This is a genomic window from Anaeropeptidivorans aminofermentans, assembly GCF_940670685.1.
Taxonomy (GTDB): Bacteria; Bacillota; Clostridia; order Lachnospirales; family UBA5962; genus Anaeropeptidivorans; species Anaeropeptidivorans aminofermentans.
Genome location: NZ_OW711693.1, coordinates 2,272,716 through 2,291,004, shown reverse-complemented (window position 1 = coordinate 2,291,004; position 18,289 = coordinate 2,272,716). Strand labels below are relative to the sequence as shown.

General features: G+C 40.8%; 15 protein-coding genes. 11 read left to right on the top strand and 4 right to left on the bottom strand.

All coding sequences use genetic code 11. The annotated features are described in order from the left end of the window. Nucleotides 1–331 precede the first annotated feature (331 nt). The 4 genes from NBX03_RS09600 (at nt 332) to NBX03_RS09585 (ending at nt 4,406) form a co-directional block, all read left to right on the top strand. Nucleotides 332–1,558: a glutamine synthetase family protein gene (locus NBX03_RS09600; RefSeq protein WP_250227560.1), complete on the top strand. Its 1,227-nt coding sequence runs from the start codon at nt 332–334 to the stop codon at nt 1,556–1,558. A 29-nt stretch (nt 1,559–1,587) separates the two neighbouring features. Further along, a complete protein-coding gene (locus NBX03_RS09595) occupies nt 1,588–2,157 on the top strand; it encodes an ANTAR domain-containing response regulator (protein ID WP_250227559.1) in 570 nt (189 codons plus the stop codon). 215 nt (nt 2,158–2,372) lie between these two features. Continuing rightward, complete coding sequence (gene dapF / locus NBX03_RS09590; protein WP_250227558.1) at nt 2,373–3,212, top strand: diaminopimelate epimerase; 840 nt, start codon at nt 2,373–2,375, stop codon at nt 3,210–3,212. A gap of 15 nt (nt 3,213–3,227) precedes the next feature. After that, nucleotides 3,228–4,406: an LL-diaminopimelate aminotransferase gene (locus NBX03_RS09585; protein WP_250227557.1), complete on the top strand. Its 1,179-nt coding sequence runs from the start codon at nt 3,228–3,230 to the stop codon at nt 4,404–4,406. 146 nt (nt 4,407–4,552) lie between these two features. On the opposite strand, the gene gltX is transcribed toward NBX03_RS09585, so the two are convergent. Further along, on the bottom strand, nt 4,553–6,001 hold the full coding sequence (gene gltX, locus NBX03_RS09580; RefSeq protein WP_250227556.1) for a glutamate--tRNA ligase: 1,449 nt from the start codon (nt 5,999–6,001) through the stop codon (nt 4,553–4,555). 393 nt (nt 6,002–6,394) lie between these two features. On the opposite strand from gltX, the gene NBX03_RS09575 reads away from it, so the two are divergent. Genes NBX03_RS09575 through NBX03_RS09550 form a run of 6 tightly spaced genes read left to right on the top strand, consistent with a single transcriptional unit; the run spans nt 6,395 to nt 14,672 of the window. Further along, nucleotides 6,395–7,690, top strand: a complete 1,296-nt coding sequence (locus tag NBX03_RS09575; RefSeq protein WP_250227555.1) for a dihydroorotase — start codon at nt 6,395–6,397, stop codon at nt 7,688–7,690. A gap of 42 nt (nt 7,691–7,732) precedes the next feature. Further along, a complete protein-coding gene (gene pyrF / locus NBX03_RS09570) occupies nt 7,733–8,665 on the top strand; it encodes an orotidine-5'-phosphate decarboxylase (RefSeq protein ID WP_250230264.1) in 933 nt (310 codons plus the stop codon). A gap of 20 nt (nt 8,666–8,685) precedes the next feature. Beyond that, nucleotides 8,686–9,774, top strand: coding sequence for a glutamine-hydrolyzing carbamoyl-phosphate synthase small subunit (carA, locus tag NBX03_RS09565; RefSeq protein WP_330638325.1), 1,089 nt, complete (start codon nt 8,686–8,688; stop codon nt 9,772–9,774). After that, nucleotides 9,767–12,973, top strand: coding sequence for a carbamoyl-phosphate synthase large subunit (gene carB / locus NBX03_RS09560; protein WP_250227554.1), 3,207 nt, complete (start codon nt 9,767–9,769; stop codon nt 12,971–12,973). Before carA ends, carB begins: the two co-directional genes overlap by 8 nt. A 9-nt stretch (nt 12,974–12,982) precedes the next feature. After that, complete coding sequence (locus tag NBX03_RS09555) at nt 12,983–13,771, top strand: dihydroorotate dehydrogenase electron transfer subunit (RefSeq protein ID WP_250227553.1); 789 nt, start codon at nt 12,983–12,985, stop codon at nt 13,769–13,771. After that, a complete protein-coding gene (locus NBX03_RS09550) occupies nt 13,764–14,672 on the top strand; it encodes a dihydroorotate dehydrogenase (protein WP_250227552.1) in 909 nt (302 codons plus the stop codon). Before NBX03_RS09555 ends, NBX03_RS09550 begins: the two co-directional genes overlap by 8 nt. A gap of 275 nt (nt 14,673–14,947) precedes the next feature. Here NBX03_RS09550 and NBX03_RS09545 read toward each other — a convergent pair whose 3' ends face one another. From NBX03_RS09545 to NBX03_RS15955, 3 genes are all read right to left on the bottom strand, one after another. Then, nucleotides 14,948–15,736: a GNAT family N-acetyltransferase gene (locus NBX03_RS09545; protein WP_250227551.1), complete on the bottom strand. Its 789-nt coding sequence runs from the start codon at nt 15,734–15,736 to the stop codon at nt 14,948–14,950. A gap of 26 nt (nt 15,737–15,762) precedes the next feature. Further along, nucleotides 15,763–16,287, bottom strand: coding sequence for an ECF transporter S component (locus NBX03_RS09540; protein WP_250227550.1), 525 nt, complete (start codon nt 16,285–16,287; stop codon nt 15,763–15,765). A gap of 540 nt (nt 16,288–16,827) precedes the next feature. Beyond that, nucleotides 16,828–17,538 (bottom strand): hypothetical protein, encoded by a 711-nt coding sequence (locus NBX03_RS15955; protein ID WP_323373225.1) that lies wholly within the window; start codon nt 17,536–17,538, stop codon nt 16,828–16,830. Between NBX03_RS15955 and NBX03_RS16190 the strand changes: the two genes are divergently transcribed. Then, a complete protein-coding gene (locus NBX03_RS16190; protein WP_330638524.1) occupies nt 17,517–18,242 on the top strand; it encodes an exosporium glycoprotein BclB-related protein in 726 nt (241 codons plus the stop codon). The two genes, NBX03_RS15955 and NBX03_RS16190, sit on opposite strands and share 22 nt — an antisense overlap. The last annotated feature ends 47 nt before the right edge of the window (nt 18,243–18,289 follow it).

Genomic DNA, 18,289 nt, shown 5'->3' with positions numbered 1-18,289 from the left:
TAATATCTTAAGTTAGAGGAAGCCTGCAAACGCCAAGCCTTAGTTTATTTCGCCTGAAAAAGTAGTTTTTTCGCTCAAAATACTCGAAATGTATCCTGGCCGGCAATATGAAATCCTGCGGGCTTTCAGTGGTTTTCGTAAATGCGGTTTTCTTTTCCGAGGGAAGAAAAAAGCTTAAAGAGCATCTCTGGGTTTTCTATTTTCCAGGTGCGGCTGTTTGCAAGCATGCTTTAGCCGCGAAGAAATTTAAGCTTTATGATAGAAAATTTTCATGGTATGATAGATAAAATAGATTTTTATTGTATTTAGCCTTTATTATAGGAGGTAAATTATGAGTTTTACAGCATATGAAGCCTTGGATTTTATCAGAGAAAATGACGTAAGGTTTATAAGCCTTGCTTTTTGCAATTTGTTTGGTGTGGAAAAAAATATTACACTTATGGCGGAAGAGCTTAAAAACGCCTTTGAATCGGGAATATGCGTAGACATGGAGTCTGTCGAGGGCTTCGATACGGAAAAGGACGGAGATATTTTTCTTTTTCCTGACCCCAAAACCCTTTCAATACTTCCCTGGAGGCCTTCCCAAGGCCGTACTGTAAGGTTTTTCTGCGATATGAAAAGGGCAGACGGAGAACGATGCCAGGAAGATGCAAGATATCTTCTCAAAAGCGCTGTAAAAGAGCTTTCAGAAGCAGGCTATAGCTGTAACATCGGCTGCGAATATGAATTTTATATATTTCTCCTTGACGAATATGGGAATCCTACCTTAATTCCTCAGGACGGGGCGGGATTTTGCGATATATCTCCCCTTGATAAAGGCGAGGATATCCGACGGGAAATCTGTACCTCTCTTAAAGAAATGGGCATTGATATTGAAAGCTCCCATCATGAAAGAGGGCCGGGGCAAAACGAAATTGTCTTTAAATATAATAATGCTTTAAAAGCCGCCGACGATTTTATTACGTTTCGTTCTGTAAGCGAAATTATTGCCAGTAAAAACGGGCTTCACGTTTCATTTTTACCGAAGCCTTTAGAGCATAAAAACGGAAGCAGCATGCATGTAAATTTATCTCTTTCGGAAAATGATATTAATATATTTAAAACATCAAGAAACGAGCATAATAAAATAGCCGAGAGCTTTATGCAGGGTATCCTTGATTATCTTCCTCAAATGACGCTTTTTCTTAATCCTCTTAAAAGCTCCTATTTTAGATTTAATGCTGATATTCCTTCAAGGCTTACATGGTCTTATGAAAATAGAAATGAGCTTGTCAGAATCCCTTCCGCCAAAGGAGACCAGCAGAGAATGGAACTTCGCTCTCCCGACCCTTCCTGCAATCCTTACCTTGCTTTTTATCTTTTGATAAAAGCCGGCCTTAAAGGTATAAAGGAAAAGAGCTGCCTCATACGGCCCGAAGATTATAAGGGGGAAATTCTCCCTGAAACACTAAAGGAATCTGTTAAAATTGCGGAAAAAAGCACTTTTATAAAAGAGGTTGTTCCGCCTGCTGCACTACGGAAATTCCTTGAAGAAAAGAAAAAGGAATATAATCTTTAAAGAGCATTACAGAAAGAGGCCGTGGGAAAATGAATAGTGTTTTGATTGCCGCCCGTACTGAAAAAGGTGCAGAGTTTATAAAGGACATTATAAAAAACAGATACTACACTAAAATAAATGTTTGCCTAAGCGGTTCGGAGACCAGGAGGCATATGCTGAATTATGGATACGATCTTCTTATTATAAGCGCACCTCTTACAGATGAAAACGGTGTTGATATGGCTGTGGAGCTTTCCCTGAATTATAAAAGCAATATCGTTCTTCTTGTGAAGGCGGATATAGCCGAAGAAATAGCCGAAAGAGTAAATAAGTACGGCGTCTTTACAATAGATAAGCCCATATCCAGAAGCTTTTTATTAAGGGTAATTTCATATCTTGATGCTTCGGGGAAAAGGTTTATGGATATAAAAAAAGAAAACGAAGGCCTTCACCGAAAGATAGAAGAGCTTCGTATCGTAAACAGGGCAAAGTATATCCTTATGCGGTATCTTTCTTTTACGGAAGAGCAGGCTCACAGGTATATAGAAAAGCAGGCAATGGATTTAAGGCAGACGAAGATAAAAATAGCTGAAAATATATTGAAAACCTATGATATATAGGATAGATAATTTCATTTTAAACAGTAAGCAGGCTGCGGTTTTGCCATAGCATTATCAGATAAAATAAAATTCTATTACTGTTATTTGAAGTAAAAACTATTCAATATTAGTATTTAAAAGGGCAATGACTTATGTCCATTGCCCTAAAAAATAATCTTCATATGGAAATAAAAGTAATTTTATGGAATTAAAATACAATTTTTGAGAGGTGTGACATGAATCTTAATTTTACAAAGATGGAAGGATGCGGAAACGATTATATTTATATTAATTGTTTCAAGGAAACGATTAAGGAGCCGGAGAGATTAAGTATTAAGCTTTCCGACAGGCATTTTGGCATAGGAGGTGACGGTATCATATTAATTTCGCCTTCTGAAAAGGCAGACGGCAGAATGTCCATCTTTAATATGGACGGAAGCGAAGCAAAAATGTGCGGAAACGGCATACGCTGCGTAGGAAAGTATATGTACGATAACGGTATTGTAAATAAAGAAGAAATCACCGTAGACACCTTAAGCGGAATAAAGACATTAAAGCTAAAGATTAAAGACGGAAAGGTAAGTTCCGTAACTGTAGATATGGGAAAAGCCGAGCTTAAGCCAGCACTTATCCCTGTAAATCTTCCGGGAGAAAGTATAATCAATAAAGAAACAGACATTTCTGGAAATAATGTTAAAATAACATGCGTTTCCATGGGAAATCCTCATTGTGTCGTATTTTATGATGACCTTGAGAATCTGGAGATAGAAAAAATAGGCCCTCTGTTTGAGAAAAACAGTATCTTTCCTGAGGGGGTTAATACAGAATTTATAAAAATAACAGGCGAGAACTCCCTTACGATGCGTGTTTGGGAAAGGGGCAGCGGCGAAACCCTTGCCTGCGGAACGGGAGCCTGTGCAACTGTTGTTGCGGCTGCGGAATGCGGTTATTTTAAAAAAGGGGAAGACGTAAAAGTAAAGCTCTTAGGCGGAGAGCTTATTATAAATTATACAGATGAAAGGGTTTTAATGACGGGCCCTGCTAAAAAGGTATTTGACGGCACAGTTGAGATTTAATAAAGGAGCAGACTTATGAAAATTAACGACAATTATAATAATCTTACGGAAAGTTATTTATTTTCAACGATATCAAAGAAAATTGCCGAATTTAAAGAGAAAAATCCCAATGCAGACATTATAAAAATGGGTATCGGCGACGTTACTTTGCCTCTTGCTAAAACCGTAGTAGATGCAATGACAAAGGCATCTATGGAAATGGGCAAAAAAGAAAGCTTCAGAGGTTACGGCCCAGAGCAGGGATATGATTTTCTTAGGGCTTCCATAAAAGAGTATTACGGCAAAAAGAACGTAAGTTTAAAAGATGATGAAATTTTTGTAAGCGACGGAGCAAAAAGCGATTTAGGAAATATCCTTGATATTTTCAGCATCGACAATAAGGTTTTAATTCCAGACCCTGTTTATCCCGTATATCTTGATACGAATATTATGGCAGGCCGAGAAGTTGCTTTTATGAAAGCAGGAGAAGAAAATAATTTTCTTCCCATGCCTGATGAATCTGTAGCGGCCGATATTATATATTTATGCTCGCCGAATAATCCTACAGGCTCCGTGTATACATATGAAATGCTTGCAAAATGGGTTCAATATGCAATAAATCAAAATGCGGTTATTTTATTTGATGCAGCTTATGAATGCTTTATTAAAGATAAAAGCCTTCCCACAAGCATCTATTTGATTCCCGGGGCCGAAAAATGCGCAATAGAATTTTCCTCCTTCTCCAAAATGGCCGGCTTTACGGGAACCCGCTGCGGGTATACGGTCATTCCTATGGCGCTTGAATTTGAAGGAGTAAAGCTTAATAAGCTTTGGCTCAGAAGGCAGACTACTAAATTTAACGGTGTTCCCTATATCATACAAAGAGGCGCCGAGGCGGCCCTTTGTGACGAGGGCTTTGCGCAATGCAGAAATAATATTGAATATTATATGAAAAACGCAGAAATCATGGCAGAGACCTTTAGGAAAAAGGGTATATACTTTACAGGAGGGGAAAACTCTCCTTATATCTGGCTTAAATGCCCGGATAATATGACTTCGTGGGAGTTTTTTGACTATCTTCTTGAAAAGGCTAATTTAGTGGGTACCCCCGGTTCAGGATTCGGGGAAAACGGAGAAGGATTTTTCAGGCTTACGGCCTTTGGTGACAGAGACAATACGATAGAAGCTATGAAGAGAATAGAAAAGTTACTATAAATTTTTTAAAAAGCGGTGCTGCAATATTGCAGCACCGCTTTCTTTAATATAAAAAATACGAACTTAGAAAACAGGCATTTGGCTTCAGTATATCCTGTAAACTTAAGAAGTATGATATAGATTTGCTGTACAAATCTATATTTTATCTAGTTTAACTTATTTTGTAAAAGCTCTATGGCATATTGAATTCTTTCAATACTTTTCTCTCTGCCTAAAAGCTCTGCAAGCTCACTTGCTCCGCAAGGTGAAGAGGGCTTTCCGGAAAGGGCTGTCCGAACCGGCCACAAAATCTGCCCGTTTTTAAGGCCAAGCTCGTTTACAAGAGCAATAAGGCTTTCATAAATATAGTCGTTTGTCCATTGGCCGTCCATTTTCTCAAAAAGTTCTAAAACTTTAATAAGAGAGCTTAAAGAAACGGCCTCGTCTGTTTTCATTTTCTTATGAATGAAAAGCTCTGTGGAATATTCGGGAAGGGTATCAATAAAGTCAAAAAGTTCAGGAGCGCTGTTTATAGTATCGATACGGCTTTGAGCCATTTTAGCAAGCTCTTTGAAATCTATGCCGGAAGACTTCACCCCTGCTTTTAAGAAAGGCTCAACCATTTCATAAAATTTATCAAAGTCAAGCTTTTTAATATACTCGCTGTTAAGCCATTTAAGCTTGTCCTCATCAAATGCGGAAGGGGATTTTGAAAGACCCTTTACATCAAATTGCTCTTCAAGCTCTTTCAAAGAGAAAATCTCCTGATTGGTTCCGGGGCTCCAGCCTAAAAGGGCGATATAGTTCATTACGGCCTCAGGCAAAAATCCCATTTTAAGCAGGTCCTCAAAGGAAGCGTCTCCCTTTCTTTTGGATATTTTGCTCCCGTCTTTTTTAACGATAAGAGGAAGATGCACATAAGTAGGGATTTCCCAGCCGAAGGCTTCGTATAAGAGATTATACTTAGGGGTCGAGGAGATATACTCGCTTCCTCTTACAACATGAGTGATTTTCATTAAATGGTCGTCAATAACGTTTGCAAAATTATAAGTGGGAAGGCCATCGCTTTTTATTAAAACCTGATCATCAAGCTCAGAATTATCTATGGTGATTTCACCGTAAACCACATCGTTAAAGGTAGATTTTCCTTCAGGAATTGCTTGCCTGATGACATAGGGAACGCCGTTTTTAAGGTTTTCTTCAATTTCTTTTTCGCTTAAATGCATACAGTGCCTGTCGTATTTGGCTATGCCAAGGTCGCTGTTTTTATGAAGCTCTTCAAGCCTTTCAACAGTACAGAAGCAGTAATAGGCCTTTTTTGCCTTTACAAGTTCTAAAGCGTAATCAAGATAAATGCCCTTTCTTTCGCTTTGAACGTAAGGACCGTATTCACCGCCGATGTCCGGCCCTTCATCATGTTTAAGACCGGTTATTTCGAGGGTTTTATATATAAGCTCAACGGCATCTTCGACATATCTTGCCTGGTCCGTATCCTCAATTCTTAAAATGAACTGGCCATTGTTTCCTTTCGCTATAAGGTATTCATAAAGGGCTGTCCTTAAATTACCTATATGCATGTATCCTGTGGGACTTGGAGCAAATCTTGTCCTTACCATAACAAAACTCCTTTTTTATTAAATATATCCATATTTTATAATATAAACAGAAATTTTGCAAAGGAAAAAACATATATCGTGAATTTACTTGATTTTTTTAACTAATTTAAGCTATATCCTTATCAAAAGCCTCTGAAATTTATTTTTAAAAAATAAAAGAATAATGAAAACAAATATTGACAAGTCTTATTTTTGATGATAGACTATATAAAGTGTGTAGAAAATCGAAGGGGGTTCAAAAGATGTTTTATATAGACAAGATAAGCGATATATATACTTCTGGATTTGAAAAAGTCCCCTTTGTTTCTATTGATAATTATATAAGAATCTTACTAAAACAATAAAAATTACTATTTTTATTGTTTTTTTTATGCAAAGAAGGGAAGGGAAAATATGAGCATTTTAATTAAAAACGGGCATGTGATTGACCCGGGAAACGGCTTGGATAAAATTCTTGATATTTTTGTAGAGGACGGAATAATAAAAAAAGTCGGCAAAAGTCTTGAATTCAACGCGGAAACCATAATCGATGCTTCTGAAAACTGGGTTACTCCCGGGCTTATAGACCTGCATGTTCATTTAAGAAGCCCCGGACTTGAGTATAAAGAAGAAATTGAAACGGGGGCAAATGCCGCTGCCATAGGCGGATTTACCACCATATGCGCAATGCCTAACACAAAGCCTGTAACGGACTGCAAAGAAGTGGTTCGAAAGATTTATAAAGAAGCAGCAGAAAAGGCAAAAGTAAATATTCTGTCCATAGGAAGCGCCACAAAGGGCCAGCAAGGCAAAGAGCTTACAGATGTGAAAGAGCTTAAGGAAGCCGGTGTATGCGCCATAAGCGAAGACGGCTACAGCGTAATGAACTCTCTTCTTCTGAAAAAATCTCTTGAAGAATGCGTAAAAAATGATTTGCCTATGTTTTCCCACTGTGAAGATATTGATTTGGTTGACGGCGGCGTTATAAACGAAGGCATTAAATCAAAGGAATTTAATTTAAGAGGCATATCCAACGCTTCCGAAGAGGTAATCGTTTCCAGGGATATCATAATATCAGAAAGTGTAGGGGCAAGGCTCCATTTATGCCATATGAGTACAAAGGGCTGCGTTGATATCATAGAAGATGCTAAAAAAAGAGGGGCAAAGGTAACAGCCGAAGCAACTCCCCATCATTTCAGCATCTGTGACGAGGACATACCCTCAGACGACGGAAATTATAAAATGAACCCTCCTTTAAGAAGCAGAGAAGACATGGAAGCTATTATCAGAGGCCTTAAAGAAAACATCATAGAGGTAATAGCAACAGACCATGCCCCCCACCATGAAGATGAGAAGAATAAAGGCTTTAAGGCTTCCGCAAACGGCATTGTAGGTCTTGAAACAGCGCTTCCTCTTGGGGTAACAAATCTTGTGAATAAAGGTATATTAACTGCCTATGAGCTGATAGAAAAAATGACTGTTAACCCCGCGAAAGTTATAGGGCTTAACAAAGGAAAATTAAGCGAAGGCATGGCGGCGGATATCGCCATTATAGATTATAAAAATGAGTATGAAATAGACGTTAAAAGCTTTAAGTCCAAGGGAAAGAACAGCCCCTTTCACGGCCTTAAGGTAAAGGGCAGAGTAAAGCATCTTATTGTTTCAGGTAATATAAAAGTTTATAATTACGAATTGCATTTTTATAAATAAAAATGTATAATTATACAAACGTGATATTAGGAGGACTTTATGATTATAGATAAGCTGATTTCAAAAATAAGAGAAACTCAAAACCCTACGGTAGTAGGCCTTGACCCTCAGCTGGATTTTGTTCCTGAATACCTTAAAAATGAAATGTTTGAAACTTACGGCTGTACTACGAAAGGCGCTGCGGAAGCAATCCTTAGATTCAATATGGAAATAATAGATCATGTCTGCGACCTCATACCTGCCGTAAAACCACAGATAGCCATGTATGAGCAGTTCGGGGCAGAAGGTGTCGCCGCTTATATAAAGACTACCCAGTATGCCAAGGGAAAGGGCCTTATTGTAATAGGAGACGTAAAAAGAGGAGATATTGCCTCTACTGCAAAATGCTATTCCAAAGCCCATATCGGAAAAGTAAAAATAGGGCATATGGAAGACGAGGTTTTTAATTCCGACTTTATTACAGTAAATCCTTATTTAGGATATGACGGAATAGAGCCCTATATAGAAGACTGCAAGGAAAACGAAAGTGGCCTTTTCGTCCTTGTGAAAACATCCAACCCCAACAGCGGCGAAATACAGGATTTAATAGTTGAAAACCAGCCTGTTCATGAAATCGTAGGGGGCCTTGTATCAAAATGGGGCGGGGATTTAATCGGAAAACACGGCTTTTCAAGCATAGGAGCAGTCGTTGGCGCAACCCACAAAGATCAGGCAAAAAGATTAAGAGAGATTATGCCGACTGTATTTTTCCTTGTTCCGGGATACGGAGCCCAAGGGGGAAAAGCGGAGGATTTAGCCGTATGCTTCAATGAAAACGGCCTTGGAGCAATCGTTAACAGCTCAAGAGGAATCATAGCCGCCTATAAAAACGATAAATATAAAAATGACTTTACCGAAAAGGAATTTGCCAAGGCATCCCGACAGGCGGTTATAGATATGCAAGAGGATATTTGCCAGTTTATTCACATTTTATAAGAAGGGGGGAGGTTTACAACATGGATAAAAATATAAAAGCGAAGCTTATACTGGAAAACGGCCCTACATTTAACGGATATGCCTTCGGGCATATCAAAGATACGGTAGGGGAAATTGTTTTTACAACAGGCCTTACAGGCTATCAGGAGACCCTTACAGACCCCTCCTTTGCAGGCCAGATTGTATGCATGACTTATCCTCTTATAGGCAATTACGGGATAAACCTTGAAGATATGGAAGCGGAAAAACCGCATCTTTCAGGCCTTGTGGTAAGAAGCAAATGCGATTATCCCAATAACTGGCGCTGTGAGATAAAGCTTGAAGGATTTTTAAAACAAAATAAAATCATGGCTATAGAAGGCATAGATACAAGGGCATTAACAAGATTTTTAAGAAACAACGGAACCACAAAAGCCATTATTGCCATAGACAATGAAGAACTTACGGAAGAATATTTAAAGGAGAAATTTGACTCTTATTCAAATATAGACGTTATATCTCAGGTTACCTCAAAGGAAGCTTACACCATAGAAGGGAACGGCCTTCATTTAGCGGTGATTGATTTCGGCATAAAAAGAGGTATTCTTGAATCTTTAAAGAAAAGAGGATGCAAGCTCACGGTATTTCCCGCCTTTTCATCGGTTGAGGAAATACTTAAAGTAAATCCCGACGGCATTTTCCTTTCCAACGGCCCGGGAGACCCTTACTATATTCCGCAGGTAATAGAAAACATCAAGGAGCTTGTGAACCTTAGGCCGGTGGTAGGTATCTGCTTAGGCCACCAGCTTTTATCCATAGCCTTCGGCTGCAAAATAGAGCGTATGAAATTCGGCCATCACGGCGGCAATCACCCGGTTAAAAACCTTGAAACAGGAAGATGCTACATATCAAGCCAGAACCATGAATTTGTAGTGTCAGAGCTCTCAGAAGAGGTTATGGCTTCATGGGTAAATGTAAACGATAATACTTTAGAAGGTATCCGTCATAAAAGTCTTCCGGTTTCAAGCGTGCAGTTTCACCCGGAGGCTTCACCGGGGCCGCTTGATACAGGCTTTATATTCGATGATTTTCTTAAAATCATAGCTGAAGGGGGAAATAAAAATGCCTAAAGACATAAGTATTAAAAAAGTTCTTGTAATAGGCTCAGGCCCCATCGTAATAGGCCAGGCCGCCGAATTCGACTACTCCGGCACTCAGGCCTGCGAGGCCATAAAAGAAGAAGGGGTAGAGGTAGTCCTTATAAACAGCAATCCCGCAACCATCATGACAGATGCAGGCCTTGCCCATTATACTTATATAGAGCCTTTAAATATAGAATTCGTTGAAAAGGTAATTGCAAAAGAACGTCCTGATTCTCTTATTGCAGGTATGGGAGGCCAGACAGGCCTGAACCTTTCCTGCGAGCTTTATGACAGCGGCATTCTGGATAAATATAATGTAAGAGTTGTCGGAACCTCTATCGAAGGCATTAAAGAAGGAGAAGACAGAGACGGCTTTAAAAAGCTTATGGAAAGAATTAACGAGCCTATCGTTGAATCTGAAATCGTGACAGATGTAGAAAGCGGTCTTAGCTTTGCGGAAAAAATAGGCTATCCCGTCATCATACGCCCAGCCTATACCTTAGGGGGCACCGGCGGCGGCATTGCGGAAAACAGCGACGACCTTAGAGAGATACTCACCCTTGGCCTTCAATTAAGCCGCGTAAATCAGGCGCTTATAGAAAAAAGCATCAAAGGCTGGAAGGAAATTGAATTTGAAGTTATGCGGGACGGTGCCGGAAACTGCATCGCCGTGTGCAGCATGGAAAACATCGACCCTGTAGGCGTCCATACGGGAGACAGCATCGTCGTAGCTCCGGCACAAACTCTTTCAGATAAAGAATATCAAATGCTTCGAACCTCCGCCATTAAAATAATTGACGCCATCAAAATAGAAGGGGGCTGTAATGTTCAGTTTGCCCTTGACCCTGAAAGCTTTAATTATGCTGTTATAGAAATAAACCCAAGGGTAAGCCGCTCATCGGCTCTTGCTTCAAAGGCCACAGGATACCCCATAGCAAAGGTTGCGGCTAAAATTGCCTTGGGATATAACCTTGATGAAATCAAAAACGCCGTAACAGGAAAAACCTTTGCCTGCTTTGAGCCTGTGGTAGACTATGTGGTTTTAAAAATACCCAAATGGCCTTTTGATAAATTCAGCCTTGCCAAAAGAACCTTAGGAACAAAAATGATGGCAACAGGAGAAGTTATGGCCATCGGAAACAGCCTTGAGCAAGCCCTCTTAAAGGGCATACGCTCTCTTGAAATAGGCCAGTATAATTTTGATTTAAAATCCTCGCGGGATAAAACTATGGAAGAACTTAAGGCACTGGTTCAGGTGCCGGACGATGAAAGGCTTTTCCATCTTGCGGAAATGCTCAGAAGAAATTACCGTGTAGGGAAAATATGCCAGATTACCGGTATGGACCCTTTCTTCATCAGAAAAATAAAAAATATCATCGATATGGAAGAAGCCCTGAAAGAAATGAAGCTTTCTGATATCAATGAGGAAGTTTTAAGAGTATATAAGCAAATCGGCTTTTCAGATAAGGGCATGGCAAACCTTTTAAAATGCAGCCCTAAGGAAATATATGCCCTTAGAGAAAAATACAATGTAAACCCTGTTTATAAAATGGTAGACACTTGTGCCGGAGAATTTGAAGCCGTTTCTCCTTACTATTATTCCACGTATGACTTTGAGGACGAAGTGAAAATTACGGATAAAAAGAAGGTTATGGTAATCGGTTCAGGCCCTATCAGAATAGGTCAGGGGATAGAATTTGACTACTGCTCCGTACACAGTGTTCTTGCCCTTAAGAAAATGGGTATCGAAACCATCATCGTAAATAATAACCCGGAAACCGTAAGCACAGACTTTGACATTTCCGATAAGCTTTACTTTGAGCCTCTTACGGAAGAAGATGTTTTAAATGTAGTTCAAAAGGAAAAGCCGGACGGTGTTATACTGCAGTTCGGCGGCCAGACTGCAATAAAGCTTGCCAATTTCTTTAAAGAAATGAACATTCCCATCTACGGAACAAAGCCGGACCAAATCGATACGGCAGAAGACAGGGAAAAATTCGATGAACTTCTTGAAAAACTCAATATCCTCCGTCCGAAAGGCAAAGGCGTATGGAATCTTGAGCAGGGCCTTAAAATCGCAAAGGAGCTTACATTCCCGCTTTTGGTGCGTCCTTCCTATGTTCTTGGCGGCCAGGGTATGGAAATCACCTATGAGGAATCAGAGCTTACAAGATATTTAAAAGACGCTTTTATAAAGGATAGCAAAAACCCCGTTCTCATTGACCGGTATTTAGGCGGAAGAGAAATCGAGGTAGACGCCATATGCGACGGAGAAACCGTGTTTATCCCGGGAATCATGGAACACCTTGAAAAAGCGGGAATCCATTCAGGAGACAGTATTTCCATCTATCCACCCCAAAGCATTTCTCGGGAAATGAAGGATAAAATATTAAAGGTTACTGCGGATATTTCCATAGCCCTTGAAGTTATGGGCATGATTAATATTCAGTTTATAGAGTTTGAAAACGAGCTTTACATTATAGAGGTTAACCCTCGTTCGTCAAGAACAGTTCCTTATATCTCCAAGGTTACAGGGGTTCCCATTATAGAGGTTGCGACAAAGGTTATGCTTGGCGAAAGGCTTAAAGACCTTGGCTACAATACTGAAATCTATAAAGAGCCTGATTTTGTAACGGTTAAAGTCCCTGTTTTCTCAACGGAGAAGCTTCCGCAGGTTGAAGCTACTTTAGGACCTGAAATGCGTTCAACAGGAGAGGTTTTAGGCATCGGCAAGACCCTTGAAGAGGCGTTTTATAAAGGCTTTGTCGGTTCCGGCATGAAAATACCCGAAAAAAACTGCAATATCCTCGTTACCTTAAGAAGAAGAGAACAGAAGAACTTTATTCCTCTTGCAAAGCGGTTTGAAGCCTTGGGCTGTAATTTCATAGCCACGGAGGGAACTGCAAACACCATGCAGGAAGCAGGCATTGACGTAAAAACAGTGAAGAAAATAGGAGAAGGCGTTCCCAATATCTTGGATACTATCAGAAGCGGAATCATAGACTTCGTAGTGGATATTCCTTCAAAAAGCAACGACATCAACAGCGATGCCTTTAGAATCAGGAGAGCCGCAATCGAAGGCGGAACAAAGCTTATGACCTCATTAGATACGGTAGAAGCTGTATTAAGAGTGATGGAAAAGAAAATATCGGCAGACGGTGTAGATATATACCCCATTGGCCGCTAGAGGTGGAGAATGAAAAAGTATACTTTTGCAAAGGTTATTGAAAATAAGGAAATAGCCTTAAAAATATATGATATGTATATTTACTGCCCGGAAATAGCGCAAGCTGCCCATGAAGGACAATTTATAAACATTTATCTTGAAAGGAAAGACTTGATTCTTCCGAGGCCCATCAGCATATGTGAAATCAATAAAGAAGAAGGCATTTTAAGAATCATATACCAAATAGCCGGAAAAGGCACTTTGGAAATGTCTTTCATCCCTTCCGAAAGCACCATAAGAATATCCGGCCCCTTCGGAAACGGTTTTATGCCCGAAAAAGGAAAAAACATCGCCGTTATCGGCGGAGGGGTAGGGGTTCCGCCCCTTTTGGAGCTTAGCAAAAAGTTGATTGCAGAGGAAAATAATACGATAGAAGTATTTACAGGCTTCAGGTCAAAAGACCATGTGATTCTTGAAGAAGCATTTAAGGCTTTAGGGATAGAAAATCATATTTCAACAGACGACGGCTCTATGGGCTTTCAGGGAAACGCGCTCCAATGTTTTAAAAATTCAGGCTTTAAAGCCGACATTATTTATGCCTGCGGCCCAAGTATTATGCTTAAATTTATAGCCTCTTACGCAGAGGAAGAAAATATAGGCGCCTATCTTTCCTTTGAGGAAAGAATGGCCTGCGGCTTCGGAACCTGCGTATGCTGTGCCATAAAAATAAAGAATGCTTCTTCTGTAGGCTATGAATATAAAAAGGTCTGCAAGGATGGGCCTGTATTTTTATCAAAGGAGGTTTTCTGGGATGAATAGGAATTTATCTGTTACTATCGCTGATGTTACATTTAAAAATCCTGTGGGAACAGCCTCAGGAACCTTCGGCTCAGGAAGAGAATTTGTTGATTTCATTGATTTAAATAATCTTGGCTCTGTTACGGTAAAGGGAGTTTCTGCTGAGCCTTGGCTAGGGAACCCTTCTCCAAGGGCAGCGGAAACTTACGGCGGTATGCTGAATTCTGTAGGCCTTCAAAACCCCGGGGCATATGAGTTTATAAAAAACGATATTCCTTTTTTAAGGCAGTTTGATACGAAAATTATCGTCAATATATGCGGCCATACAGTAGAAGAATATGCTGAGGTTGCAAAAATAATAAACGAAGCAGATATCGATATGATGGAGCTTAATATCTCCTGCCCTAATGTATCCCAGGGGGGAATTACCTTTGGCACCAATACGGAAATGGTTGAAAAGGTAGTAGGAGAAATTAAAAAAGTGATTACAAAGCCCTTAATCGTTAAATTAAGCCCTAATGTAACAGACATTGCTGAAATTGCAAAATCAGCGGAATCCGCCGGAGCAGACGCTATTTCACTAATCAATACCCTTCTCGGCATGCGGATAGATATTCATAAAAGAAAGCCCGTTTTAGCCAATAAAATGGGAGGCCTTTCGGGCCCCGCCATAAAGCCCGTGGCAGTTCGCATGGTTTATCAGGTAAGAAAGGCTGTTCAGATTCCTATCATAGGCATGGGAGGGATTTCCAACTGGGAGGACGCTATTGAATTTATCATGGCAGGGGCTTCTATGATTTCCGTAGGGACAGCTAATTTCATGAATCCTATGGTTACGGAAGAAATCCTTTCAGGAATTATAAATTATATGGACGAGTGTCATATTAAAGATATAAAAGACATAACAGGTATTATAGAATAACAGTAAATGATGGTTTGGCTGCTTCACAATCTAAATCGTTATTTCCTGAGATTATAGTAAATTTCAAGTTAAACAGTAACAAAACCGTATATTTCTTGAATTCAAATGAAATAGCAGCGTTGTCAATTTGCTTTTCTTTTATTTTATGTTTCCTAAAGCCAAATACTTACGGCAGTATAAAAGCAAATTGACGATATAGAGTATCTGAATCGTATCTGGTGCTCTAAGGGAATATTGTTTTATTGCAATAAAAAAGCGACTTAAAAGCCGCTTTTTTAAATTCCCCAGATATAGCCTTTTTCAGCCATATGTTTTTTTATGGTTTCTATAGCATCATCATCTATTCCTTCCCAGAGGGAAACTTCCCTTTGGCTGAATCTGCGAATATCACAGAGATTTTTAATATTATTTTTTATAAGGGCTTCTTCTGCATCCGGAGAAAGCTTTGATATAAGCTCTTCGGCAGAAATCATCACTGCCTTTTCTTTAGAAGGGAATTTTTCATCGAATTTTTCTTTTTCTTCTTTTGTTATATCGTAGAATGCAGACGCTTCATAATATTTTCCGGAAATTCCATCAAAGGCTCCTTCATATAAGGGCATTGCCATAAAGGCGTCAAAATTCATTCCCTTTGAAGTTGTAATATTAAATTCTTCTGCCCTTTGGAAACCAACTTTAGGGTAATAATCAGGGTGCCCATAAAAAAGAATCCCTCTATAGCCAAGGCTTCTTGCCTCTTTAATTGTATGATTTAAAAGGGCTTTGCCTATGCCCATATTCTTATATTCCGGCAAAACGCTTAAAGGACCGAAATTTATGGTTTCATACGCATTTCCGTTTTTATCTATGACTTTGCTTCGTGTGTATATTATATTTCCCACTATTTTTCCGTCAATTTCTGCTACAAAATCAAGCTTGGGTATATATTCGGAGCATTTCCTTATTTTATGGACTAAAAAATGCTCGTCGCAGTCTGGGTGATTAAGGCCCCAGAATGCTTCTCTTGTAAGATTTTCCACTTCATCATAATCTTTTGGTTCGGAAAGCCTTATATTGATATTCAAAAAATACCCCCTAAAAATATATTAGATTACGCTCTTTTAGGATTTGTAGAAAGATTTGTTTTTTCCAGAGCAATGACAATAATAGGCACTATTATAATATGAAGTATTATTCCGGGAAGGGCCGTTACAAAAGCGGCTGTTATAAAGGTCTGGAAGGAATAAGGGTTTCCTGCAAGGCCAATAAGCAAGGTGTTTGCAATTCCCATTACAACTCTTCCTAAAAGCATTGCGCCTATTAAAGATACGTAAACATTAAACTTCTTATACAAAAGTGCGCTGAAAAGGCCGTATGCGGCAAGCTCCGCCATCATAGAGAGCCCTACAGGAAAAATTGGCGGCATTCCCGTAATTGCCGATGATAATAAAGGGGTTACGATGCCGCATATAACAGCATAAGGAAGCCCGCATACGAATCCGCAGATAAGCACAGGGATATGCATCGGTGAAAATATTTGCCCTGCGAGACCTACAGCGTGAAATGCCTGTGGGAAAACAACGCCGAGGGTAATAAATAAGGCGGTAAAGACAATGTTTCTTGTTGATAGTTTCATTTTAAACCTTCTCCTTTTAAGTCAAAATATATTGTGAAATTTCGGCTTGATTTGAAAATATAAATTCTTTCATCTTTTATTGAAAGCGTTGAATATTATACCAGCTTGTATCTTATGAAAATTTAAAATGGGAATGAAAATGAAAGATAAATATTTACCTATGTGCTCTGATTCTATTGAAATTATTGACAAATTCATTATAAACGGTTATTAGCACTCCATATAGGCATGTTTTTACAAAGAATATCTTTACTAATAGCCATTTAAGGAAATATTAAGACACTTTTCAGTAAAGTAGGAAAGTTTTAATTTATTTTATCAAACCAAGCACAGAACCTAAAGCATTTTGAATATACTATATTTGGTAATCAATGTCAATATTATCAATAAAGTAAAGGCTCTAATAAGAACTCCTGTCCATATTGATTAATATTATGTATTAGGCTTATATGCCAAATGAAGGAGGTAATTAAATGAGCTGCAATTGCAATTCAAATCAAAATAATACATGCAACGGATCAAATAATGGATTGTTTTCCCTTAATTACTCCTGTGCTTGCAGGAGACAAACATGTTGCTGCTATGGAATAACCGGCCCAACAGGCCCCACTGGCCCGGCTGGCGGCCCCACAGGCCCCACAGGTCCGCAAGGCCCGCAAGGTCCCCAGGGGCCGCAAGGTCCCCAAGGAGCCCAAGGTCCCCAAGGCCCGCAAGGTGCGCAAGGAGCAACCGGCCCAATAGGCCTACAGGGTGCACAAGGCCCGGCAGGCCCTCAAGGTCCGGTAGGCCCGCAAGGCCCTCAAGGTCCTCAAGGCCCAACAGGCCCTCAAGGTGTGGCAGGCCCCACAGGTCCCCAAGGTCCACAGGGTCCTCAAGGTATAGCAGGCCCGGTAGGCCCCCAAGGTCCCCAAGGCCCGGTAGGCCCCCAAGGCCCGCAGGGGCTCCAAGGCCCGGCAGGCCCGCAGGGAGCTCAAGGCCCGACAGGTCCCCAAGGCCCGGTAGGTCCGGCAGGAGCCGCAGGCCCAGAAGGCCCAACCGGTCCGCAAGGTCCTCAAGGACTCCAAGGCCCCGTAGGCCCAGAAGGCCCGACAGGTCCCCAAGGCCCTCAAGGTATCGCAGGCGCTGCAGGCCCAGAAGGCCCAACCGGTCCGCAAGGTCCTCAAGGACTCCAAGGCCCAGTAGGTCCAGAAGGCCCGACAGGCCCACAAGGTCCTCAGGGACTTCAAGGTATTGAAGGCCCCACCGGCCCAACTGGTCCAGCGGGAGCAGCAGGTCTTACCGGCCCAACTGGTCCTACAGGCCCAACCGGTCCAGCGGGAGCAACAGGTCTTGAAGGCCCAACCGGTCCTACAGGCCCAGCGGGAGCAGCAGGTCTTGAAGGCCCAACTGGCCCAACTGGCCCGACAGGCCCAACCGGCCCGACTGGCCCAACCGGTCCGGCAGGTGAAGGAGCAATTATTCCGTTTGCATCTGGTACACCGGTTGCTTTGAGCACTGTATTAGGAGGACTGCTTAACACCTCCAGCGCTATTGGATTCGGACTTAACCTTCCAGGAATCGCTGCTGCCAGCGGTACAATCAGTCTGCTTGGACTTACAAACCTTGCATTCTCCGTACCTAGGGATGGAGTTATCACTTCCTTGGCTGGTTATTTGAGCATTAGTGCTGGACTAAGTTTAATTGGATCGACTGTAACGGTATCCGCTCAGTTATTCCAGTCTACAACACCTAATGATACCTTTGTTGCAGTGCCGGGCGCAGTGGTTACGCTGGCGCCACCCCTCACGGGATTAATTTCTATTGGAGATGTCAGCAGCGGTGTTACTACAGGACTGAATATTCCTGTTACCGCAGGAACCAGATTACTTTTAGTATTTTCTGCAGAAGTTACGGCTGGTCTTGATATAGCAGCCGCTATCGCAGGCTATGCCAGCGCTGGTCTTGGCATTTCCTAAGAAACGAATAAAAGAATCCTTATAATAATACGGCAATACTTTTTTAA